Genomic DNA, 23,314 nt, shown 5'->3' with positions numbered 1-23,314 from the left:
TGGCGCCTTTGCCCACCCTACGACTTCTGAGGCAAAGCAGATGGACCAGGACGTCGCAGCGAAAGAACAGCCCCGCTACATCAAGCTCAACGAGCGCGACAATGTCGCGATCGTGGTCAATGATTTCGGGCTTCCCGCCGGCTCCCGCTTTGCCAGCGGGCTGACGCTGCGCGCCTTCGTGCCGCAAGGGCACAAGACGGCGCTGGTCGACATCGCGCAAGACGCCCCGATCATCCGCTATGGCGAGATCATCGGCTATGCGCTCTCGCCGATATCAGCCGGCGAATGGGTCGATGAAGCCCGCATCCGCATGCCGGAGGCCCCAGCCCTCGACAAGCTCGAGATCTCGACCGCCGTTCCCGCACCGCTGCCTCCGCTCGAAGGCTTCACCTTCGAAGGCTACCGCAATCCGGACGGCTCGGTCGGAACGAAAAACATCCTCGGCATCTCCTCCTCCGTGCAATGCGTCAAGGGCACGATGGAATATGCGGTCAAGCGCATCCGCGCCGAGCTGCTGCCGAAATATCCGAACGTCGACGACGTTGTCCCGTTGACGCACGCCTATGGCTGCGGCGTCGCGATTACCGCGCCCGACGCAGTCGTGCCGATCCGCACCTTGCAGAACCTCGCACTCAATCCGAATTTCGGGGGCGAGATTCTGGTCGTCGGCCTCGGCTGCGAGAAGCTCGCGCCGGAGCGGCTGGTGCCGGAAGGCGTCAGCGATGCCATCGTGCGCATGCAGGACGAGGCCTTCGACGGCTTTGGTGCGATCGTCGATGCGATCATGACCCAGGCCGAGGCACGGCTGAAGGTGCTCAACACCCGCAAGCGCGAGACCTGCCCAGCCTCCGATCTCGTCATCGGCCTGCAATGCGGCGGCAGCGACGCCTTCTCCGGCGTCACCGCAAACCCCGCCGTCGGCTTCGCCGCGGACCTCCTGGTGCGCGCCGGCGCCACCGTGATGTTCTCTGAAGTGACCGAGGTGCGCGACGCCATCCAGCTCCTGACCCGCCGTGCCATCAACGAGGACGTCGGCCGCGCGCTGGTGCGCGAGATGGCCTGGTACGATTCCTATCTTGCGCGCGGCGGCGCCGACCGCAGCGCCAACACCACGCCCGGCAACAAGAAGGGCGGCCTTGCCAACATCGTCGAGAAGTCGCTCGGCTCGATCGTGAAGTCCGGCTCGAGCGCCATCACCGGCGTGCTCTCGCCCGGCGAGAAGGCGACGCAGAAGGGCATGCTGTTCGCGGCAACGCCGGCCTCCGATTTCATCTGCGGCACGCTCCAGCTCGCCTCTGGCATGACGCTGCAGGTCTTCACCACCGGTCGCGGCACGCCTTACGGCCTTGCGGCTGCGCCCGTGATTAAGGTCGCGACCCGCAGCGAGCTCGCGCGGCGCTGGAAGGACCTGATCGACTTCGATTCAGGCAGCATCGCCACCGGCGAGAAGACCATCGAGGAATGCGGCTGGGACCTGTTCCGCCTGATCCTCGACGTCGCCTCCGGCCGCACCAAGCCGTGGTCGGACCGCTGGGGCATCCACAACGATCTCACGCTGTTCAATCCGGCGCCGGTGACCTGAGGGTCACTGGCTGTCGAGCAGGTGCATGTCGCCGAGCGTGACCGGCAGGCTGCGCGTGATGAGGTCCGCAATCGCCGCGCGCAGCCGTTCGCTCGAAGCCGGACCGTCAAACGTCGCGTCGACTGCGCCGCTCGGGCCGGCAATCCGCATCGTCGCCGTGTTGTCGAGCGGCGCGGCGGCCCGCTTCTCGATCACGTCGAACGACTTGCCATCGATGACGCGGACTTCGTACAGCGCGTGGATCAGGCCGTAATCCGCGAGCAGCGTCCGGTATTCGGCGAGCCCGACGCCCTCGACGTTGCGGCCGTTGCCGAGCTTCGACTTCGCCCGCGTGATCACGATGTAGGCGTCCAGGCCTTGCGGAGAGACATCGCTGCGAACCAGCTCCTTGAACGGATCGCTGCGCAGGAGATTGACGGGCGTAACCGGCGAATCCCTGACAGCGGCGAACGCGACGCGGCGATAGCTCACCGCTTGAACGCGAAAGCGTCCGCTGAGGAGCTTCGTCGCTTGCTGCACGATGAACTCGTCCAGCCCCCACGCGCTGATCGAAGCGCTTTGCCCGGTCTTGCCGAACCCGGTCAGGCCGGCCTGCGTCAGGCTCATCTCCTCGCCGATGGCCGAGATGATGCCGACGGTCTTGATCGCCTGGAGGCGGCTCGCGCGCGTCTCGAACGCGGCGGCGGCGCCGAGAACGGCGGAGGCAAACGCGAGGCCAATCCATAGAACAGCTATGCGGCGCATCGCCTATCGAATCCTGAAGTCGAAGGAATAGGACGCGCCCAGGCCTACCGTGGTCTGGTTCGACGATCCCCGCAGCTTGACCAGCGGACTGTCCGCGGCATCACCCAGCAGCTTCTCGTACTCGACATAGGCATGGACCTCCCATTGCGGATTGATGCGGTAGGAGATCTGGCTGCCGAAGCCGACCGAGTGCGCGCCGCCCCTGGCATCATATAGTGGCAATCCCGACGCTGCCGCCTGCACGGCATCGACGCCGAAATAGGGCGCGGTCGCCTTGGTGCTCTTCCAGGTGAAGCGCGGGCCCGCCGAGATCGTCAGCCTCTGGATCAGCGGCACGATGACGTCGGCGGAGACATCTGCCACGGCGCCGGTGTGGCCACCCAAGCCCTGGCGCAATTCGCTGCGCAGGCGCAGCCAGTCGACCGGATAATATTCGACGAAACCGCCGAGCTCATAGGCCGCCTTGACGTCGCCAAGGCCCGTCAGCTCGGCATATCTGTCGCTCTTGCGCGAGGAGACATATTTGAACGCGGGGCCGGCGCGAAAATTGCCGACGTCGAGCAGCGCAATGCTGGCGCTGTCGCGAGGTCCGCGAAACTGGTCGATGGATCCGGCACGACGGATGGTGAAGATCGGGATCGGGAGAAATCTCCCGTTCTTCGATCCGACGAAGTCAGGCGTGTATTCGCCACCGATGCCGACCATGACGGTCCAGTTGCCGGAGGGCGATGGCAGCATCGGCAGGTCGAATGGCGGCGCCGGCAGCGTGAATGCGGTCTGCGCCGATGCAGCCTGAGGAAGCGCGATGATCGTGCCGAGTGCGGCAAGCAAGGCGGTCGTCCGCCGCGCATTCGCCGTGAGGCGGAGAGCGGCTTCGTCAAGATAAGTCATTACGGGGCCCCGGACCGGCCTTGCTGGCCGAGTCGACTTGATGTGGTTCGGAGCCCCGCATGTGACCCGGCAAAATTGCCCCAAGATTGCAACGGGCGATCGTCGCCGCGACATTTCGCGCGGTCAGCCGTGCAGCCGGACCAACATTGCACGAACATTGCCGGCCCCGCTCACACTCTCAAATTTTGGCCGCCGCAGCCGGTGCAACTCCCCGGCTCCTGCCTTTTATTCGCCTAGCTCGCTGCCTTAATGGAACCTCGCGCACGAACCGAAATGCCGGAATTCGGCCAGGAAGCGTCATGGTCGGGGTTCGATTGCCCCAGCAGAGAAGGACGAGGTGCGTGCGCTCGCTCGTGATCGAAGACGAACCGCAGATCGGCGCCTATGTCAGCCGGCTGCTCGGACAATTGCACGGCGTCGTCGACGTCGTCGGCTCGATTGCCGATGCCCGCCAGGCGCTGGACAATTTCAAATATGATCTCGCGATCGTCGACCGGATGCTGCCTGACGGCGATGCGCTCGAGGTGGTCACCGCGCTGAGCCAATCGCCGGAACGTCCCGCGATCATCATGTTGACCTCCAAGGACGCCAAGGAGGACGTCGTCGACGGCCTCAACGGCGGCGCCGACGACTATCTCGGCAAGCCGTTCGAGCCGCAGGAATTGATCGCGCGCGTGCGTGCGGTCTTGCGCCGGCCTCGCCTGCTCGCGCCCGCGGTGCTGTCGCTCGGCAATGTCGAGCTGCATCTCGGCAGCAACGAGGCGGTGGTCGGCGATACGAAGGTCCTGCTGCGGCGGCGCGAGGCCCTGATCCTGGGCGCGCTGCTGATGCGCCGCGACCGCGTCATCACCCGCGACGCCCTGATCGAGGAAATCTACGGTTTCGACGACGAGATCGAATCCAACACGCTCGAAGCGCAGGTCTCGCGCTTGAGGAAAAAATTGGCGGCATACGGCGGCGACGTCGAGATCCGCAGCATGCGCGGCATCGGTTACATCCTACGGCTGGCCACGCCGCGATGACCTCGATCGCCCGGACCTTTGCGCTGTCGCTCGGCATCGCCGCGACGACGATCTTCCTGATCATGCTCGGCCTCTTCATGTGGCGCTATCCGATGGAGGAGCGCGAGTTCAGGGCGTGCCGGGTCGTGGTTGCCGTTCTCGACCGCGCCACCGAGATCGAAGGGCAGAACCTCACGGTGCGCCCGACGCGCGCTCTCGAAGAGCTCAAGGCGGACAGCCCGAACCTCTGGTACGTCGTGTCCGCAGGCGAGATGGTCAGCGAGTACGGCAGCGAACGCCGGCCGGCCCTTCCCTTCGCGTTTCCCTATCACGGGCCCGTCGGCTCATCGGTCTTCAACACGCTCGACCAGAAGAGCACCTTCTGCCTCGCCGTCGTGCAAAGGGGCTCGTTGCAGCTCGCGATGATGATCGGCGAGCCTCAAGTTCGGTTCGGCCGGATTGCACGAAACTTTCTCATCCGCAGTGTCTTTTCGATCATGCTGCTGGCGCTGGCCTTCGCCGCGACCGTCGCCGTCGGCGCGGCGCTGGCCGCGCGTTTCGTCTCACGCGGCATCGAACGGGTGGCGCTTCGCGCGCTCGCGATCGACCCTGCCGCCCCGCAGGGTCTGATATCCCTGTCCGAGGTCCCTCGCGAGCTGAAGCCGCTGGTCGAGGCGCTGAACCGCGCCTTCGGCGAGATCGATGCCTATATCAGGATGCAGCGACGCTTTCTCGGCAACGCCGCCCATCAGCTTCGCACGCCGCTGACGCTGCTGCGCGCGAAGATCGAGGACGTGCCCGAGCCGGCCTTGAAGGCCGAGCTGGTGCGCGACGTCCGCCGCCTGACGTCGCTGGTGTCCGCAATGCTCGACCTGGCGCGCCTGCAAAATCATGCGATCGAAAAGCGGCCGATCGATCTTGCCGAGATCACGCTGGACGTGCTGGCCGATTTCGGTCCCTCGGCGCTGGACGCCGGCATCGAGCTTGCGCTGGAGCGCGCCGAGGAAGGCCCGGTGCTGGTGCAGGGCGTCGATGCCGCCATTCGCAGCGCGCTCGCCAATCTCGTCGGCAACGCGCTGATCCATGCCCATGGCGCCCGACGCATCGTCGTCACGCTCGCCTGCCGCAGCATCGCGGTTGAAGACGACGGCGCAGGCCTGCCCGACGGCGCCGAGCACAAGCTGCTGGAGCCGTTTCAGACCGGCAACACCGCAGGCGGCGGCGCTGGCCTCGGCCTGTCGATCGTCCGCGAGATCATGACCGCCCATGGCGGTGAGCTCGCCATCTTCTCCGCGCCCGGCCACGGCACGACGATGAGCCTGCGCTTTCCCGAACGAGCGGCGGCGACGAAATCTCCGCAGCTCGATCTGGAAGCGCGCTAGCGCGCCCTCGCCGCTCTCTCAATACTTTCGGCGTGTTGAAGTGATAGTTCAGCCCGCTGCGGAAGATGTGCTCCTGGAGGTGGCTGGTGTGGGCGAACGTCGCACCGAAAACGCTGGTGTACTGGTCGGTCACGCTGCCGAGGTCGACGAACAGATATTCCGTCTTCGCGGTCCAGTTCGGACCGAGCAAGCCGAACGGATTGACGGGCGACTCGAGGCCGCCACCGACGGTGTAGCCGCTCTTGGTGTGCCTGGCGGTGATCTGCTGCACGACGAACACACCGAAATTATTGGTGTCGACCAGGGTCGTCTTCACGTCGCCATAGGCGGCGCCGCCTGTCAGATAGAAGAGCGACGAGCCGACCGAATAGCCGATGCGCGCCCGCGCCGTGCCGAGCCAGGTCATCCGCTGGTCGAGGGTGAGATCGAAGCCGATCGGCGGGCCGCACCACAACAGGCAAACCTCGTTGTCGCGCTGGGTCGAGCCCTGGATGTCGGCTTCGAGACCGAACACCCAATTGGCGGCCTGCCAGTTGTAGCCGATCTGTCCGCCGCCGATGAAGCCTTTCGGGCTCAAGTCGTGCCGTCCGGGATCGGTCGAAGCGACGACATCATACGTGCTGGCATTGCGCGCAATTGCGGCACCCGCATTGCCGCCGACATAAAGCCCCGTCCAGTTCGCCGCCGGCTGCTCCCGATAGGGGGTGCCGCCGACACGATAGTTCACGCCGACACGGAAAATGTGCTCGCGGGTATCCGACGAGAAACTCGCAGGCGTGCCCAGCAGGGTGCCTGCGCCCGTCTGGGTGCCGAGATTGAGATAGAGATATTCGATCTTGCCGGTCCAGTTGCCCGCGAGAGCAGCCTCGACACCGCTACCGATGGTCCAGCCGGTGCGGACCTGGCTGATGCTGAAGCTGTCGGGGATCTCGGTGACGCTGGTCCGCACGTCGCCATACGCAAAGCCGCCGGTCACATAGCTCAGCATCGGGGCCATTGGCCAGGCCAACGCGGCCGCGCACGGTACCGAACCAGCCGAGCCGTTGCGAATAAGTGAGGCCCAGGGCGCTGCAGGCCGGGAGCGAGAAGACGCCGCAACGATCGTCCTTCAGGTCGGCGGCCTGGATATCCGTCTCAACACCGAGGACCACGTTGCCGAGACCGAGATTGCCGCCCTGCCAGTTGTAGCCGGCCTGCGCGCCGCCGAGCCCGCCCTGCGGCCCGAGGCGGCTGATCTCGGTAAAGATCGTGCCGGTAAATCCGGCACTGGTCAGATTGCGGCCAACGCCATAACCGGCATTGACGCCGAGATAGAAGCCGGTCCAGTCATACAGCGTGGCCTCGAGCCGCGGCGCCTTGACGTAGGCCGGCCGGGTCAGGTCGGCCGCCCCTGCGGCAGCCGTTCCGCCGATGACCATCACCACGGCGACGAGAGACGCTTTCTTCACGACCGATTCCTTTCGCTCGACTTCAGCTGCGCAAAGCCTAGGAGGTCTCGCGGCACGGCTCTTGGACCGATGAGAACAAGTCCGGACAATGATGAACTCGCCCGCGGATTGCCGGCTCAATGGTGCATTCCGACAACACGACGGAAGCGCCGCCGATTGAAAAATAGCATCATCGGTGATATCGGCTCGAACCGCCGGACGATGGACTGCAACTATTCCTTCATGACACCGCCCAGGTCCCGCTCCACGCCCGTCCATGTCTCCACGGACGAATTTCCGGTCCAGCAACGCCTCGCCAAATGGCGGGAGATCTACGGCCGCAGCATCGCGAATGTGGACATCGAGCCGATCGGCGACGAGCCGTTTCATGCCAGCGTGACCTTCCAGAGCCTGCCCGGCATCGGCATCGTGTCGGGATCGCGGTCGCCGGCACATTACCACCTCACTCGCCAGCATCTCGCCGGCGCACGGGACGGCTTCGGTATCTCCGTGCTCATCAGCGGCGCTTCCACGACGAGACAGCTCGGGCGCGAGATCGTCGGGCGCCCCGGCACCGCCGTCGTGATCTCCGGGACCGATCCGTCGGTCAGCACGATGCACCGCATGGGGCAATTCCTGACCATCGTCCTGCCTCGGCCCGAACTCGCGGTGCTGCTCCGCGATCTGGACTCCGCCTATGCGCGGCAGATTCCGGCCGAGAACGGCGCGCTTCGCCTGCTGCTGCAGTACGTGAACACGCTTCATGCGGCCGGCCCGCTCGATGCGCCGCCGCTCGCGCAAGCCGTGGCGAGCCACATCATAGATCTGGCAGCGCTCGCGCTCGGCGCGGAGGACGACGTCGCTCATGAAGCGGAAGGGCGCGGCCTCGCGGCCGCCCGGCTTCAGGCCATCAAGACCGACATCCGCAAGAACCTCGGCGATCACGAGCTGTCGGCAACGACGCTCGCCTTGCGGCACGGCGTCTCGCCGCGTTACGTGCACAAGCTGTTCGAACGCGACGGCACCGGCTTCTCGGAATTCGTTCTGGCGCGCGGCTCGACTGCGCGCAGCAAATGCTGAAGGATCCGAGCTTCGCCACCCGCACCATCAGCGCCATCGCGTTCGAGTGCGGCTTCGGCGACATCTCCTATTTCAACAGGACGTTTCGACGCGCCTACAACGCGACTCCGTCCGACATCCGCTCTGCCGCTTTACGGCTCCGATGAACCTGCCGCGGGTCCGGTCCGTGGCGCGGAACGGTCATGAAACCGAAGCGCGGAAATGTTTCAGGATTGCTTCATCGCTGTCGCCTGACGCAACCAAATAGATCGCCGGCGGCCGTCGAATGTTCGCATGCGAGCGAACCTGCTGCGGCATCGCCGCGACCAAACCTCCGATTGACATCTTCAACGGAGATTTTCCAATGCGTTTTCTTTCGATGATTGCCGTCGCCGGTGCGATGATTGCGAGCTCCACGGCTGCGTTCGCCGGCGAACTTCCCTCTTACGAAGTCAAGTCGTTTCCGATCTCGACGACTCAGGTGCAGGTGCTCGGCGGTGCCGGCGTCGAGGAGCAGTCGGCTGCGCCCGCGATGATCGTCGCCGGCATGCCCGCCTCCCCCGCGCAAGTCTCGGTGCTGTCGCCGCGCGTCAAGCGGCTGGCGAGCGCGACCGCGGCGAGCGAGGAACGCTGAGACAATTTGCGACCCCGGCTGTCCTTGCCGGGGTCGTCGCTCTCGCCGTCAGCGTGAGATATAGCCCGATGCGATCGGCTTGAATCGATAGATCAGATACGGCGTCTTGTTTTCTGCTTTCCCGCCATGGAACATGGCGGCTGCGGAGACCTGTGACGCCGATACGTACATATAGCCGTCGGGAGAGGCCGTGATCCCGTCCGGCCACACCATGTCCGCATCGCTCAGATAGGTCCGAAACTTCCGATCGGTCCCGACGACACCAATCGATTTGGTCTCGACCGCAGTCAGGTAGATGTTGCCCGCGTAGTCGATCGACAGGCCGCCATTGTTCGGCTTGTCCGAGTAGCGTTCCACCCTCGCGCTCAGCTCTTCGGCGGGCAGCTTCTCGTTGGCGAGGTCGGCCGCCTTGATGCGGTACAACGAACCGCCGCTGAGCGGCGCGAAATAGACCCACTCGGACCTCGCATCCATCGTGATGCCGTCGCAGCCGACCTTGATGAGCGAAGGCTTGCCGTCCTTGCCGGGCACCGTCAGATCATTGCCATCCACGGTGATTGGCACATTCTCGGGGACCGTGGATCGATCGCCGTCCAGCACGCGCCGGGCGACGCCCGTATCCATATCGATGACGATGATCGCAGCGTGAGATCCGTCGCCACCAGGCCCGATGTTTTCGTCGGCGACGTAGAACTTCCGGTTCTTCTGGTCGATCACGATGTCCTGCGGCTGCGAGCCTTTCACCGTCACCGGCTCCGGCATGTAATAGATGCGTTCCAGCCTGTTGGTGCGCGTATTCCGCCCCACCAGCTTCGGCGTGATCTGCGTCCGGAATCCCATGTCGATGATCCACACGACACCGCTTTCGTCGGAACGAAGGCCCAGCACATTGTCCAGGTACTGATCGGTGCCTTTTCGTGGCGTATTCCATTCGGCATTCGGGAACGGCTCGAACGTCGTCGGCGACGTCAGCCGCGCCACGCGTATGTCCGGACTGAAAAAGGGATGGTGGCTGAAGATCAGCTGGTTGTCGGGCGTAAACGCAATGTTGCCGACTGACTGAGGCAGCCTCGCGAAAACTTCAGCGTTGCCGCTTCCGCTTTCCGCACAGGCTGCGCCCGTGACGATTGCCGCCGACAGCAGAGTGACAAGTCGAATTCCTCTCCTCACGCTTCGCACCGTTCGCTCCCTGTGTTTTCTAAGGTTATTCCCGCGCGCGTTCGACCAGTCTTGCGCCGGTTGCCGCCGCAGGATTTTGAATGCAGAGACTTCCATCCAGGCCGAAGCTCGTTCATCACGGCGTCGCTGACATCAGTCTTTGCGAGAGCGACGATGCGCGCTAATTTGGCGACTGACAATTACGCACAGGCCGGTCCTCTAGTATCACGGAGTGAACTATGCAGAAGCTCGGCGGCAAGACGTATGATTGCGCCGTTGGATGTCCCGTCGAGGCCACCCTCGATCTGATCGACGGCAAGTGGAAGGGCGTGATCCTCTATCATCTGCTCGACGACACGATTCGCTTCAACGAGCTCAAGCGGCGCCTGTCCCGCATCACGCAGCGCATGCTGACGCGCCAGCTCCGCGAGCTCGAGGCCGACGGCCTCATTCATCGCGAGATCTACGCCGAAGTCCCGCCGCGGGTCGAGTATTCCTTGACGGCGCTGGGGCGCTCCCTCGAGCCGGTCGTTCGCATGCTCTGGACGTGGGGCAATCAGTATCTCGCGACGGAAGCTGCCCGTGCCGGCGCGGTCAACGGAGCCGTTCCACTCTCGCCGCGGGTCAGACGGAGCCTGCCGTCAGGCCACGCGTAGGGCGGCCCTGCGTCGGTCTACGCCGCGCCAAGGCACACCGCGCCATTTTCACAATCACCGATCCGCGCGCCGCCATCAAGCGGCGTGCGATCTCCTTACATGAATACTAATTCTAAATCTGATGATTGAGGGACCATTGAGTCCTTCCTGCACTTCAAGCCCGAGACTGCGCTTGTTAGTCGTCCGCCCCGCAAATGATGGGGTCGCGAATGACTACATGGCTGAGGACGACGGCAGGATTGATCGGCGGCACATTGCCGATGTTGGCAAGCTTGATGGACGCGGCGCCGGCCGCGGCGCAATCATCGTCGCAGGAGCTGCCCGCTGTCGTCGTCCAGCAATCATCGCCGCGACCAGCGGCGCGCGCCCATTCGCTTCGCTCACGCCAGGCTGTGCAAGCGGCAAGCCGTCGTCGTCAAGCCGAGCGGGCCGCTGCGAACGCCAACACCCCAGCCGCGGGCGCGAGTGCTGGCGCGGAGACCGCGACGGGCCCCGTCCGCGGCTACGTCGCGACCCGAAGCGGCACCGGCACCAAGACCGACACGCCGCTGCGCGAGACGCCCCAGTCGATCAGCGTGGTGACCGCCGATCGCGTCACCGACCAGGGCGTGACCACCGTGCAGGAGGCGCTGCGCTACGTCCCCGGCGTGTTCGCCGACGCGTACGGTGCGGATTCGCGCGGCGACTTTCCACGCATCCGCGGCCAGGATCCGAACATCTATCTCGACGGCACGCGCGTGGTGAACACGTTCAACTTCAACGAATGGCGGCCGGAGCCCTACACGCTGGAGCGCATTGAGGTCCTGCGCGGTCCATCCTCGGTGCTTTACGGCGACACCTCGACCGCCGGCCTGTTGAACCTGATCTCGAAGCGCCCCCAAGCCGAATCCGAGAACGAGATCGGCGTGCAATATGGCAGCTTCAACCGCAAGCAGATGCAGCTCGACTCCACGGGCAAGCTGACCAAGGACGGCGAGTGGCTCTATCGCTTCGTCGGCGTGTTCCGCGACAGCAACATGCAGACCGACTACGTCAAGGACGACCGCATCCTGCTGGCGCCGTCGCTGACCTGGCGGCCGACCAACAACACCAGCTGGACCGTGCTCGGCACCTACCAGAAGGACACCACCGGCTCGTCGACGGCCTTCCTGCCGCATGAGGGCACGCTCTATCCCGGTCCCAACGGCTTCATCCCTGTCAACCGCTTCACCAGCGAGCCGGGCTGGGACCGCTATCAGACCGAGACCGGCGCGGTCTCCAGCCTGTTCGAGCACCGCTTCAGCGATGCGCTCGTCGTCAGGCAGAACATGCGCTATACGCATGTGGAGGGCATCTATCACGGGCTTTATCCGGACGTGTACTCCAATCCGGACAATCCGTTCCTCGATGCGGACCGGCGCACAGTGGCGCGCTATATCTGGGCTCGCGACAGCGTCAAGGACAACTTCACGTCGGACAGCAATGCCGAGCTGAAATTTGCAACGGGCTCCGTCCAGCACAAGACGCTGTTCGGCGTCGACTACCGCGGCTTCGTCCGGCGGAGGTTACGATGCAACGCCGTTCGATCTCTACGCGCCGGTCTACACCGGCGTCACGCCGCCGGACATGTCGGCCGAGCCCGATCTCCGCCAGAGCCAGCTCGGTCTCTACGGTCAAGATCAGCTGCGGCTGGGACCGTGGCTCGCTGTGCTCGGCCTGCGCCACGACTACGTCACCAGCGACACGCAGGGCTCACCGGTCGAGCATTACCAGGCGACCACGGGCCGCGCCGCGCTGATGTACGAGCTGCCGTTCGGCGTAACGCCTTACGTGACCTATGCACAGTCGTTCAATCCTGTGTTCGGCAGTGGTGTCTGCGCGGCGGGTGTCTGCGCGCCGCAGCGCGGCGAGATGGTGGTGCTCGGCTTCAAGTACAATCCGGCGCCCGGCAACGCGATCAACGGCGCGATCTTCGACACCACCGAACGAAACCGCCTGGCCAGCGATCCCGACAATCCGCTGCTCTCGGTCCAGACCGGCAAGGTGCGCATCCGCGGCGCCGAGCTCGAGGTGCTGGCGCGCCTCACGCCGGATCTGGATCTGATCGGTGCCTACACCTATCTCGATGCGCGCGTGGAAAGCGGCGACAACGCCGGCAAGCATGTCGAGACCGTGCCGGATCACCAGGCTTCGCTCTGGGCGAAGTACCGCCTGTCGCTGATCGGCCTTCCCGGCGTCACGCTCGGCGGCGGCGTGCGCTACATCGGCGCCTCCTGGGACGGCACCGACACCATCCGCACGCCCGACTACACGCTGTTCGATGCGATGGTCCGTTACGAGACCGGTCCCTGGCGCCTTCAAGTCAATGCCAGCAACCTGTTCGACAAGCGTCACGTCACCACGTGCCTTGCGCGCGGCGACTGCTTCCTCGGCATCGGCCGCACCGTGCTGGGCAGCGTGACCTATAAGTTCTAGAGCATGGTCCGAAAAAGTGCGCAGCGGTTTTTCGAAAAGACCATGCTCAAACAACAACCTGAAGCGCGATGACGATTCATCCTGATCTCATCGCGCCTTAGAGATGCTATGTCATGCTGCCCGGCATGAAGCAGCGCACGCGCGGATGGCCGTCGATATAGTGCTTCCACACCATGGTGCGGCCGATCTTGTTCGGCACGGTGATCACGGCGCCGTCAGGCACCACGACCCATTCGTCGTCGAGATGGACGCGGTACCGTCCCTTGTCGGATTCCCAATCGACATCGGCAACGACATAGCCGTCGGCATCCGAGCAGCACTGTCCGTATTCGCTGTGCAGGCTCTCGAACCAGGGCTTGAGCGGCGAGTTGGCGTAGCGGCCGTCGTCGCGCGCCAGCGCCGGGCTGGTCAGCAGCACTAGCAGCGCTGCCGCACATGGTTTTGCAAATCGCATGTCGTCTTCCCGCGGATCACAATGGCGCCGCGAGGGACAGACGATGTCGCCCGCCGGCCACGCCGTCAGGCAGGCATGGACATGGCGACTCGTTCCCCCAGCAGCTTTGCGACAGCTATGCAAATCCGGCGCCAACGCGCATTCCGGGGAACTACGGCAGAAAGGTGCAACGGCATGCGCCTTTCGACGGATATGGCCGTCGGGACAAGACCGCCGCGGCGACGACTCTCAGGGGATGCGAAAACCGCCTACTGCTTCGGAGCGGGCGCCATCATCGCGCCGCCCTTCTTCGCTGCAGGCGTGGGCGCCGGCTTGGTCGCGGCGGCCTGCGCGGGCAGATACTTCGCGACGATGGCGGGATCGACCTGGGCGATGTTGGCGTCCGGCAGGCGTTGCCAGGTCTCGTCCTTGCCGAACAGGGAAATGCCGAGGAAGCCGCGCATGGTCAGGGTCTGGCCATCGGGACTCACCGTCATCTTGGCCTTCCAGATGTTGCCGTCGCGCGGATTGACGACGTTGCCGCCCTCGTACTTCAAGCCGTCACGCTTCATGTCGCGGATGAAGGAGAGACCGAGCACCGGCTGGTTCTTGCGATCGTCGGTGCACTTCGTGCAGGCCTCGTTCGGATCGTCGCCGGGGCGCGGGAAGGTCTTTGCGATCACGCCTTCGAAGATGCCGTTGTGGTCGATGAAGAGGAACCATCCGACTGTCTTGCCGTCCTCGACCTTCTGCCACAGGCCCGCTGCGGTCGGCTGCTGCGCCTGTGCCGCAGCCGGGCTCACCGCGCCGATCGACAGTGCGAGCGCGAGCAGCGAGAGCAGCCGAAAGCTGGAAAAGAGATTCCGCATTATGATCACCTTGCTAAGCGGCAACTGGAATGGCCGCAGACTACGGCGATTTCGCGAACGGTTCCAGCACCAGAAACATGGGGCATGGCGTTCCCGCCCCTCGCCCTCAGTTGACACCAAGCTTCTTTTGCAGGCTGGAGGACGAGGTCGTGTACTGGAACACCAGCCGCTTATCCGGATAGACGTAGCGATGGGCTTTTTGCGACATCAGCGCGCCCTCATGGAAGCCGCACAGGATCAGCTTGATCTTGCCGGGATAGGTGTTGATGTCGCCGATGGCAAAGATGCCGGGCACGTTGGTCTCGAACGCGGATGTCTCGACCGGCACCAGATTGTTCTCGAGCGCAATGCCCCAGTTCGCGACCGGGCCGAGCTTCATGGTGAGACCGAAGAACGGCAGCATGGTGTCGCAGACCACCTCGGTGATGCTGTTGTCGTTGCCCTTGACGGTGGCACCGCTCAGCTTGCCGTCGGCGCCCGAGAGCGCGGTGACCTGGCCGAGCCTCAGATCCATCTTGCCGCCGGCCACCAGCGCGCGCATCTGCTCGACGCTGTGCGGGGCTGCGCGAAACTCATCGCGCCGGTGCAGCAGCGTGATGCGCTTTGCCACCGGATGCAAATTGAGCGTCCAGTCGAGCGCGGAATCGCCGCCGCCGACGATCAGCACGTTCTTGTCGCGGAACGTCTCCATCTTGCGCACGGCGTAATGCACGGAGGTGCCCTCATAGACCTCGATGCCCGGCACCGGCGGACGCTTCGGCTGGAACGAGCCGCCGCCGGCCGCGATCACCACCACCTTGCATTCGAACACCTTGCCGGCATCGGTGGTGCAGCGAAACAGGGGATCGCCGATCTTCTCGACGGTCTCGACCATCTCGCCGAGATGGAAGGTCGGATGGAACGGCTTGATCTGCTCCAGCAGCGCGTCGGTGAGGCCCTGCCCCGAGACCTGCGGAATGCCGGGAATGTCGTAGATCGGTTTTTCCGGATAGAGCTCGGCGCACTGGCCGCCGACCTTGTCCAGGATGTCGACGAAATGCGCCTTCATGTCGAGAAGGCCGAGCTCGAAGGCGGCAAACAGGCCGCAGGGGCCGGCGCCAATAATCAGCACATCGGTTTTGATCACGTCGCTCATGTCGTCTCTTTATCGGTCGTTATCGGTTGGACGGCGCCCGTTGGGCAGAGGTGACCCTGCCTGTCTAGCCAACGGGGATGGATCAGGGAAGGCATAAAAGCGGGAGCGCCCCGCAGCCGCGCCCACTTGCCGGGTCAGGATAACTGGGCTGTAACGGGCTGCGATATGACGGAGATCAATCGGTGAACGCACCAAGCCGCCTCGACACGACGCCGCGCCTTGAGGACTACCCCTACCGCCTCAGCGACAACGTGCGCTTCGGCGATCTCGATCCCAACCAGCACGTCAACAACGCGGTCTACGCCACCTATTTCGAGACCGGCCGTGTCACGCTGATGAAGCTTCCCGAATACGGGCTGACCCCGCCGGGCCTCGCCTGGATCATGGTGCGGCTCGACATCCATTTCCGCGCCGAGCTGCATTGGCCGAACACGATCGAGCTCGGCCTCGGCGTGGTGAAGCTCGGACGGACGTCAGTGACCTTCGAGCAGGTCGTGTTCTCGAACGGAAAGTGCATTGCCTCGGCGACGTCCGTCGGCGTCCTGCTCGACGAGGCGACGCGGCGTCCGGCGCCGCTGACTGCAGAGGTGATCGAGAAGCTCAGGCCCTGGCACAAGCGCGGCATCGAGGTCGTGCCGCCGGGCTCATAGTGCATGATCCGGACCCGCAGGGCCCCGACAGCGCAAAGTGTGTAGCGGTTTCCGGGATCATGCACTCCTAGAGTGAAAGATCAGGCCTGGCGTTCGGGCGTCGCAACGACCAGCCCGTCGAGCTCGTCGGAAACCTTGATCTGGCAGGACAGGCGCGAGTTTGGGCGCACGTCGAAGCCGAAGTCGAGCATGTCCTCTTCCATCGGCGTCGGGCTGCCGACCTTCTCGCGCCAGGCTTCGTCGACATAGACATGGCAGGTCGCGCAGGCACAGGCGCCGCCGCATTCGGCCTCGATGCCGGGAATGCTGTTGCGGATCGCAGCTTCCATCACGGTCGCGCCGTTCTCGACTTCCACCGTACGGGTTTCGCCCTTGTGGTCGACAAAGTGAATCTTGGCCATGTGTGCTCGTGCTGCCGCGATGTTGGGGAAAAAGGAGTATCCGGGCTGTCCTATAACGGGTCGGTCAGGGCCGCGCTATAGCGTTTTCAAGCGAAGTGGGCCCCGTTTCGCGCGGAGGAAAACGCGTTCAGACAGAAGGCCAACGCGCAAGGCCCCCGCACGAATCGGGCTTGCGAGCCTAGTGCTTGAGGATCGCCGCGATCGCCGCGCGGACCTCGGCCACGGCCACCTTCAGCGCGGCGAAGGCGTGCGGCCGGTCGTGGCCGGTCCGGATCGCCATCTCGAGGCTGGCGGCCGCGTCGGCAACCGCAAAGGCGCCGATCCCCCTCGCCGAGCCCTTGAGCTTGTGCGCGAGCGCGCCGGTCTCGGCCGGCAACGCAGTCATTGCGGCGAGTAGGCGGACCGCCTGCTCGGCGAACATCGCGAGCACTTCCTGTTCCAGCTCGGCATCGCCGAGCGTCATGCGGGAGAGGTGGTCGAGGTCGAGCGGGCTGTCGATGGGCGCAAGCGGGGGCGAGGGCATCCAGTCCATCCGTTGCAGTTCAGGCGTCATGGCGCAGGCCCCGGCATCGCGCGATGGTTCCGCCGGTTCGGCGGTGACTTCCCCTCCACCCAAGCATGGAAATGGTTAACGAAATGTTTGGGCCGTTTTACGCAATTCTGCCCGTTTATTGACGAAAAGTTGCCGCAATCGACCAAGTTCGGTGGAGAATTGCATTTATTGCTAAGGCTTTACGGCGCGATCCTGTTAACGATGATTAAGATTGTCTTAATCGCGGGCATTTCATTCGCGACGCTCTGCCAATAGGATGTTGCGGAAATTAGCGGACAAGCCGTCCGGGTGGGGACGGCTCGGAGATCCGCGCAAGCGGCATGATCCGGTCTGTGAGCTTGCGTCGCGCGCAGGGCTCGCGGGGGGCGTGTACAAGTAACGAGGGCTCGGACTGAACATGGCGAATACTCCCAAGAAGGTCAAAGACCCGACAGAAGTTGCGCTTTCTGCGATCCAGGAAGCCCTGAACATCAGCGATACGGCCGCGGACACCAGCCGCAACGCCGCAATGCGCAACGAGACCGCGCCTGCGATGACACCGCCGGCGCCTCCCGTGTTCGACGACGAGCCGACCTTCGAGCCGCGCCCGGCCGCCAATGAGCGCGCCACCGTGTTCGATTCGATCGAGGAGCCGCGCACCGCGCGCCGTGCCGCCAATGACGACCGCGAGACCATCGGCCAGCTGCTCCAGGCGCTTCAGAAGGGCCGCCCCGCCCGCAGCGTCTACACCTTCGCCACCATCTTCGCCGGCGTCTGGCTTGCGGCCTGCGCCGCGCTGACCGTCGGCTTCCTGCCCTCGATCCAGGCCGCCATGGGCCAGAGCGGCGGCGTGCTGGTCATCGCCGGCCTGATCGCGATGTTCTTCGCCCCGATCATGCTGTTCTATTTCCTGGCAAGCCTCGTCTGGCGCGGCCAGGAAATGCGCATGATCGCGCAAGCGATGGCGCAGGTCGCGATCCGCTTCTCCGAGCCGGAAGGCTCGGCCTCCGATTCCATGGTCACGGTCGGCCAGGCCATCCGCCGCGAGGTCGCGGCGATGGGCGACGGCATCGAGCGCGCGATCGCGCGCGCCGGCGAGCTCGAGACGCTGGTCGCCAACGAGGTCGCCGCGCTCGAGCGCGCCTATAGCGACAACGAGGTGCGCATCCGCGCCCTGCTCCAGGACATCGCGCATCAGCGCGACAACCTGGTCGGCCAGGCCGAGCAGGTCCGCAGCGCCATCTCCGGCGTGCAGATCGATCTGCGCCACGACATCGCGCTGATCTCGGACGCGATCGCCTCGCGCGTCGACGAGGTCGCAAAATCCATCACCGGCGCGCTGGAAGAGCGCGGCGCCCACATCACCAGCGCCTTGAGCAATGCCGGCGACAACATGATCCTGGCGCTCGGCGAGCGCGGCGGCGACCTGCTCGACCGTCTCGAGGAAGCCAGCAACGAGACCACGCGCGCCGTGCTCGATGCCAGCGAGCGGCTGACCACCAGCCTCAACTTCAAGACCGGCCACGTCCACGACGAGTTCGTCGATCTCGCCGACCGCGTCCACGAGATGCTGAACGAGCGCATCGACCGCATCACCGGCGAGTTCGAGCAGCGCTCCGCCGCCATCGTCGATGGCATCTCCGAGCGCACCGAGCAGGTGCACGACAGCCTGAAGAACTCGTCGGACTCGCTGCTGCTCGAGCTCGAGCTGCGCTCCAACGACCTCTCCGCCAAGATCGACGACGCCGGCAACCGCCTTGCCGGCCACATCATGACCAGCGGCGACAAGGCCAGCGAGGCGCTCGACGCCACCGTCAACGCCCTCGTCGCCAAGGTCGTCAGCCAGACCGAGACCGCGCACGACTCGCTGTCGCTGCAGATGAGCGCGTTCGACGAGCTGGTGAAGAACCAGGGCTCCGAGCTGGTCGAGAAGTTCGCCCGCGACTCCGGCACGCTGGGCGCGCTGATCACCCGCCACATCTCCGAGTTCGACCGCACCGTGAAGACGTTCGGCGGCGAGATCGTCGAGCGCATGGGCCAGCGCACACAGGACATCCATGAGTCGCTGAAGACCTATGTCGACAATTTCGACACCCGCTTCACCGCCAACGGCGGCGAGATCACGGCCGTGCTCGACCAGCGTCTGGTGCAGTTCGAGACCACGATCGGCGACCGCGTCAGCAATTTCGACGCCTCGCTGAACGGCAAGATCGCCAACCTCGACGGCACCATCGAAGGCCACATCAAGACCTTCGACGAGCAGCTCGGCGGCCGCGTCAGCGCGCTCGAGCAGTCGTTCGATACCCGTGCGCGGTCCGTCACCGAGACCATCGACGGCCGTCTCGACACGCTCGCGACCTCGCTGACCGACGGTGCCGCGCAGGCGATCCAGTCGATCGATTCGCGCCTCACCCACCTCACGACGTCGCTGACCGACGGCGCATCGCAGACCATCCACACCATCGATACGCGCCTGACGCATCTGACCACCACCCTCACCGGCGGCGCCTCGCAGGCGCTCGAGTCCATCGACACCCGCCTCACCTACCTGACGACCGCGCTGACCAACGGCGCCTCGCACGCCATGCAGTCGATCGACACCCGCCTCGGTCTGTTGACCTCGACGCTGACCGACGGCACCGCGCAGGCGATCGAGGCGGTCGACCGCCGCATCACCGGCGTCACCGAGATCATCGACAGCCGCAGCACGCATCTGACCGACACGGTCACCGCGCGCTTCCAGGACGTCCAGCACGCCATCGAGACCAAGGTCGGCTCTGTCGCGAGCGACATCGACGTGCGCGTGGCGCAGTTCGAGGACCTGCTCGGCTCGCGCGTCGAGGCCGTCGCCGGCCGCATCGAGAGCAGCGGCCGCCAGGCCAGCGAGGACATGATCTCCCGCGCCGAGATGATCTCGACCGCGATCCGCTCGCACGTCGAGGACGCCGAACGCTCGCTCACCAACCTCGTCGTCAACACCAGCGAGACGATCCAGACCGGTGCGCGCACCGCCCAGCAGTCGCTGATGACGGTCTCCTCCGACGTCAACGCCCAGCTCAAGATGACCTCCGCCGAGGTCGAGCGCGCGCTGACCGCGGTCGGCACGGGAGCAGCGAACTCGATCCTGAGCAGCGCCCGCGAAGCGCAGTCGTCGCTGGTCGCAGCATCCGGCGATGCATCGAACCAGATCAAGGGGCTCGCAGCCGACGTCGAACGCACGCTGTCGGCGGCCGGTTCCGCCACCGCAGCCTCGATCCTGGCCGGCGCCCGCGAGGTGCAGACCACGCTCGTCACGGCGTCTTCGGACGCGGCCAATCACGTCAAGACGCTCACCGCCGACGTGCAGCGTTCGCTGTCGCTCGCCGGCACCACCACGGCGGAATCGATCACGGCCGGCGCCCGCGATGCGCAGACTTCGCTGATCGCCGCCTCGAGCGAGACTGCCAACCAGATCAAGGCACTCTCCTCCGACGTGCAGCGCTCGCTCTCGATGGCGGGTACTGCGACGGCCGAATCCATCATGGCCGGCGCCCGCGAAGCCCAGAGCACGCTGGTCACGGCGTCCTCGGACGCGGCAAGCCAGGTCAAGTCGCTTGCGGCCGAAGTGCATCGTTCGCTCTCGCAGGTCGGCCAGACCACCGCCGAGACGATCACCACCAGCGCCCGCGACGCCCAGAGCACCCTGCTCTCGGTCTCCGCCGAACAGACCAGCCAGGTCCGCTCGCTCGCGGCCGAGATGCAGCGCGCGCTGGCGACCGCCGGCGGCGCCACCATCGAGGCGCTGACCAGCGGCGTGCGCGAAGCGCAGGGCACGCTGATCTCCGCATCGACCGATGCGGCGAGCCAGATCAAGTCCCTGACCACGGACATCGAGCGCACGCTGACCGCGGTCGGCGCCGACACCGCCTCGACCATCCTCAACAGCGCGCGTGAGGCGCAGACCTCGCTGACCTCGACCTCCGCGGATGCCGCGAGCCAGATCCGCACGATCTCGACCGAGATCGAGCGTGCACTGAGCGCGGCCACCGCGAATGCGACCAGCGACATCCAGAGCAGCGCGCTCAACGCCCAAAACGCGCTGATCTCCGCCTCCAACGAGGCGAGCTCGCGGGTCAAGTCGAGCTCGGCCGACATCGAGCGCTCGGTGCTTGCCGCCTCGAGCAGCTTCGGCCAGGCCATGACCGGCAAGACCGACGAGATCGTCACCTATGTGCAGCAGCAGGCCGACCGTCTGTCGAACATGATCGACGCCAAGCGCGGCGCGCTGGTCGACGCGATCGGCTCGAAGACCAGCCAGCTCACGCTCGACATCGACCGCGTCACCTCCGACGCGCTGAAGTCGATCGAGACGCGCGGCCACGCCTTCTCGCAGACCATGATGGGCAACGGCTCGGAAGTCGCCCGCACCATCAATGCGGCGAGCGAGATGGCCACCGGCGCGGTCGGCAAGTCGCTCAAGGACCTCGAACAGGCTTCGCGTTCCGCGATCGACCAGTCGCGCCAGGTCTCGATCGCGGCCGTCACCGAGATGCAGGAGACCAGCAAGATCCTGCGCACCGACACGGTCGCCCTGTTCGAGCGCCTGCGCGAAGGCAACATCCTGCTGCAGGAGGTGCTGACCGGTGCGCACGACAACCTCAACTCGCTCGAGCGGGCGCTGGTGACGCGCGTCGCCGACTTCGTCTCGGCGATGAACGACGTCACCTCGCGCAACGGCGCTGCGACGCAGAACCTGGAAGACCAGCTCAACGTCTTCAACAGCAAGACCACGAAGGCGCTGCAGGATCTCGGCGAGCTGTCGACCCAGTTCGACGCCCACGGCAAGGCGCTCGTCGATGCCGCCCAGGTCGTCGAGCAAAGCAACAAGAACACCACCGCCTCGCTCGCCGAACGCAAGCAGGCGCTGGAATCGCTCGTCACCACGATCGACCTGCGCACGACCGATCTCGACCAGCGGCTGTCGCGCTTCACCGGCCTGCTCGATGAATCGCTGGCCGCCGCCGAGGAGCGCGCCCGCGACATCGCCCGCGTCGTCGCGGAGACCGCCGGCGCAGGCTCGGCCGCGATCACCCGCCAGTTCGAGGCGGTGCGATCGGCCTCCGAGGAGGAGCACCGGCAGACCATCGAGGCCATGCACGACATCTACCGCCAGACCACCGACGAGGCGGATGCGATGTTCAAGCAGTCGACCGAGAAGTTCACCAACCTCGTGTCCAGCATGAAGCAGATGGCGTTCGAGATGCACAACGAGCTCGAAGCCACCCGCAACGAGCTGCGCCGCGGCGTGCTCGAGATGCCGCAGGAGGCCGCCGAGAGCACTGCGCAGATGCGCAAGGTGATCGTCGACCAGATCGAGGCCCTCGCCGAGCTCAACCGCATCGTGGCCCAGCACGGCCGCGGCCTCGACGTCTCGACGACGGGCCGCGCCTCTGCCGCCGTCCAGCGCCAGGATGAGCCGTTGATGGCAGCCGCGGGCGGTCGCGGCACCGAGACGCGCATGCGCGACACCGGCAGCGCCTCGACCCTCGGCATGCCCGCCCCCTCGCGTCGCACCGAAGCGCCGTCGGTTGCGCCTTCCAGCAACGACCAGAACCGTGACGGCTGGCTGTCGGATCTGCTCAACCGCACCGACGCCAACCAGGGCGCCCCGAACGGTCGCGAGGCTTCCCGTGGCCGCGCTGCACCCGCGCCGCAGCCGCAGGCGCCGCAGAGCAGCAGCAATCCGCTGGAATCGCTGTCGCTCGACATCGGTCGGCTGATGGACCGCAACCTCGCCGCCGAGATGTGGGACCGCTACCAGCGCGGCGAGAACAAGGCCTTCACCAAGCGCCTGTACACGCCCGCCGGCCAGAAGGCCTTTGACGAGGTCGCCCGCAAGTATCGCGCCGACCGCAACTTCAAGGGCACCGTCGACCGCTACGTCGCCGAGTTCGAGCGCCTGCTCGACGAAGTCGCCCGCGACGGCCGCGGCCCGCAGGAACTGCGCAGCCACCTGACCTCGGAGACGGGCCTGGTCTACACCCTGCTCGCGCATGCGGCGGGCCGGCTGGGGTAAGCGGCAATCATCGCGAATAGAAAACGGAGGCCTCACGGCCTCCGTTTTTGTTTGCGATCGTCGTTGCGATGGTAGGAAAGGCCACGCCCTGATCTATCACCGTCACCCTGAGGCGGACGCGCAGCGGCCCTCGAAGGGCAACGGCCCGGCTGCTTCCGGGCCGAGCATCCTTCGAGGCTCGCTGCGCTCGCACCTCAGGATGCCGGGACCAAGAGCGAGGTCGACGTAGCGATCGTCATTGCGAGGAGCGA

General features: G+C 65.4%; 19 protein-coding genes and 2 pseudogenes. 11 read left to right on the top strand and 10 right to left on the bottom strand.

Features of this window, described 5'->3' with window-relative positions; all coding sequences use genetic code 11:
- The first annotated feature begins 40 nt into the window (after positions 1-40).
- Positions 41-1,582, top strand: a complete 1,542-nt coding sequence (gene garD, locus FOM02_RS08050; RefSeq protein WP_027560370.1) for a galactarate dehydratase — start codon at positions 41-43, stop codon at positions 1,580-1,582.
- A 3-nt stretch (positions 1,583-1,585) separates the two neighbouring features.
- Here garD and FOM02_RS08045 read toward each other — a convergent pair whose 3' ends face one another.
- Both FOM02_RS08045 and FOM02_RS08040 read right to left on the bottom strand, forming a co-directional pair.
- Positions 1,586-2,326: a hypothetical protein gene (locus FOM02_RS08045; RefSeq protein ID WP_027560371.1), complete on the bottom strand. Its 741-nt coding sequence runs from the start codon at positions 2,324-2,326 to the stop codon at positions 1,586-1,588.
- Positions 2,327-2,329: 3 nt separating this feature from the next.
- Positions 2,330-3,217, bottom strand: coding sequence for a MipA/OmpV family protein (locus FOM02_RS08040; RefSeq protein ID WP_027560372.1), 888 nt, complete (start codon positions 3,215-3,217; stop codon positions 2,330-2,332).
- Between the two features lie 341 nt (positions 3,218-3,558).
- On the opposite strand from FOM02_RS08040, the gene FOM02_RS08035 reads away from it, so the two are divergent.
- Entirely contained in the window at positions 3,559-4,239 is a 681-nt protein-coding gene (locus tag FOM02_RS08035; RefSeq protein WP_027560373.1) for a response regulator transcription factor, read from the top strand.
- The gene (locus FOM02_RS08030) at positions 4,236-5,600 is read left to right on the top strand and encodes a sensor histidine kinase (protein ID WP_265441593.1); all 1,365 of its coding nucleotides are present in this window, start codon (positions 4,236-4,238) and stop codon (positions 5,598-5,600) included. The genes FOM02_RS08035 and FOM02_RS08030 overlap by 4 nt, the downstream gene beginning before the upstream one ends.
- Positions 5,601-5,697: 97 nt before the next feature.
- Here the strand turns inward: FOM02_RS08030 and FOM02_RS46770 are convergent.
- Both FOM02_RS46770 and FOM02_RS46765 read right to left on the bottom strand, forming a co-directional pair.
- Positions 5,698-6,588 (bottom strand): annotated as a pseudogene (locus FOM02_RS46770) (outer membrane protein); the annotation flags it as partial.
- Positions 6,476-7,048 carry a hypothetical protein gene (locus tag FOM02_RS46765; protein WP_322596957.1) on the bottom strand — a complete coding sequence of 191 codons (573 nt, stop codon included), beginning with the start codon at positions 7,046-7,048 and terminating at the stop codon, positions 6,476-6,478. The pseudogene FOM02_RS46770 and the gene FOM02_RS46765, both read right to left, overlap by 113 nt.
- A gap of 156 nt (positions 7,049-7,204) precedes the next feature.
- Between FOM02_RS46765 and FOM02_RS08020 the strand changes: the two genes are divergently transcribed.
- From FOM02_RS08020 to FOM02_RS08010, 3 genes are all read left to right on the top strand, one after another.
- Positions 7,205-8,107 (top strand): cupin domain-containing protein, encoded by a 903-nt coding sequence (locus FOM02_RS08020; RefSeq protein WP_265441591.1) that lies wholly within the window; start codon positions 7,205-7,207, stop codon positions 8,105-8,107.
- A complete protein-coding gene (locus FOM02_RS08015) occupies positions 8,101-8,253 on the top strand; it encodes a helix-turn-helix domain-containing protein (RefSeq protein WP_265441590.1) in 153 nt (50 codons plus the stop codon). The genes FOM02_RS08020 and FOM02_RS08015 overlap by 7 nt, the downstream gene beginning before the upstream one ends.
- Positions 8,254-8,450: 197 nt before the next feature.
- On the top strand, positions 8,451-8,720 hold the full coding sequence (locus tag FOM02_RS08010; RefSeq protein WP_265441589.1) for a hypothetical protein: 270 nt from the start codon (positions 8,451-8,453) through the stop codon (positions 8,718-8,720).
- A gap of 48 nt (positions 8,721-8,768) precedes the next feature.
- Here the strand turns inward: FOM02_RS08010 and FOM02_RS08005 are convergent, their stop codons facing one another.
- Positions 8,769-9,995: an L-dopachrome tautomerase-related protein gene (locus tag FOM02_RS08005; protein WP_265441588.1), complete on the bottom strand. Its 1,227-nt coding sequence runs from the start codon at positions 9,993-9,995 to the stop codon at positions 8,769-8,771.
- Positions 9,996-10,117: 122 nt separating this feature from the next.
- On the opposite strand from FOM02_RS08005, the gene FOM02_RS08000 reads away from it, so the two are divergent.
- The 3 genes and pseudogenes from FOM02_RS08000 to FOM02_RS07990 all read left to right on the top strand — a co-directional run bounded on the left by FOM02_RS08000 (position 10,118) and on the right by FOM02_RS07990 (position 12,988).
- On the top strand, positions 10,118-10,534 hold the full coding sequence (locus FOM02_RS08000; RefSeq protein WP_084334465.1) for a winged helix-turn-helix transcriptional regulator: 417 nt from the start codon (positions 10,118-10,120) through the stop codon (positions 10,532-10,534).
- A 575-nt stretch (positions 10,535-11,109) separates the two neighbouring features.
- Positions 11,110-11,325: pseudogene (locus FOM02_RS07995) on the top strand (TonB-dependent receptor plug domain-containing protein); the annotation flags it as partial.
- 685 nt (positions 11,326-12,010) lie between these two features.
- A complete protein-coding gene (locus FOM02_RS07990; protein ID WP_265441587.1) occupies positions 12,011-12,988 on the top strand; it encodes a TonB-dependent siderophore receptor in 978 nt (325 codons plus the stop codon).
- 106 nt (positions 12,989-13,094) lie between these two features.
- On the opposite strand, the gene FOM02_RS07985 is transcribed toward FOM02_RS07990, so the two are convergent.
- The 3 genes from FOM02_RS07985 to FOM02_RS07975 form a co-directional block, all read right to left on the bottom strand.
- The gene (locus tag FOM02_RS07985; RefSeq protein ID WP_027560379.1) at positions 13,095-13,442 is read right to left on the bottom strand and encodes a hypothetical protein; all 348 of its coding nucleotides are present in this window, start codon (positions 13,440-13,442) and stop codon (positions 13,095-13,097) included.
- Positions 13,443-13,690: 248 nt separating this feature from the next.
- A complete protein-coding gene (locus FOM02_RS07980) occupies positions 13,691-14,290 on the bottom strand; it encodes a DUF2147 domain-containing protein (RefSeq protein ID WP_027560380.1) in 600 nt (199 codons plus the stop codon).
- A 106-nt stretch (positions 14,291-14,396) separates the two neighbouring features.
- Positions 14,397-15,425 carry an NAD(P)/FAD-dependent oxidoreductase gene (locus tag FOM02_RS07975; protein WP_027560381.1) on the bottom strand — a complete coding sequence of 343 codons (1,029 nt, stop codon included), beginning with the start codon at positions 15,423-15,425 and terminating at the stop codon, positions 14,397-14,399.
- Positions 15,426-15,607: 182 nt separating this feature from the next.
- On the opposite strand from FOM02_RS07975, the gene FOM02_RS07970 reads away from it, so the two are divergent.
- Positions 15,608-16,075: an acyl-CoA thioesterase gene (locus FOM02_RS07970; protein WP_092213321.1), complete on the top strand. Its 468-nt coding sequence runs from the start codon at positions 15,608-15,610 to the stop codon at positions 16,073-16,075.
- 80 nt (positions 16,076-16,155) lie between these two features.
- Here the strand turns inward: FOM02_RS07970 and FOM02_RS07965 are convergent, their stop codons facing one another.
- Positions 16,156-16,476, bottom strand: coding sequence for a 2Fe-2S iron-sulfur cluster-binding protein (locus FOM02_RS07965; protein ID WP_027560383.1), 321 nt, complete (start codon positions 16,474-16,476; stop codon positions 16,156-16,158).
- A gap of 178 nt (positions 16,477-16,654) precedes the next feature.
- On the bottom strand, positions 16,655-17,029 hold the full coding sequence (locus tag FOM02_RS07960; protein WP_027560384.1) for an Hpt domain-containing protein: 375 nt from the start codon (positions 17,027-17,029) through the stop codon (positions 16,655-16,657).
- A 397-nt stretch (positions 17,030-17,426) separates the two neighbouring features.
- Here FOM02_RS07960 and FOM02_RS07955 point away from each other — a divergent pair, with 397 nt between their 5' ends.
- Positions 17,427-23,063, top strand: coding sequence for a negative regulator of septation ring formation (locus tag FOM02_RS07955; protein ID WP_265441586.1), 5,637 nt, complete (start codon positions 17,427-17,429; stop codon positions 23,061-23,063).
- The last annotated feature ends 251 nt before the right edge of the window (positions 23,064-23,314 follow it).

Source organism: Bradyrhizobium sp. SEMIA (assembly GCF_014844175.1).
GTDB classification, from domain to species: domain Bacteria; phylum Pseudomonadota; class Alphaproteobacteria; order Rhizobiales; family Xanthobacteraceae; genus Bradyrhizobium; species Bradyrhizobium arachidis.
The sequence above is the reverse complement of the archived record's forward strand: the minus strand, read 5'-3'. Positions and strand labels throughout refer to the sequence as shown.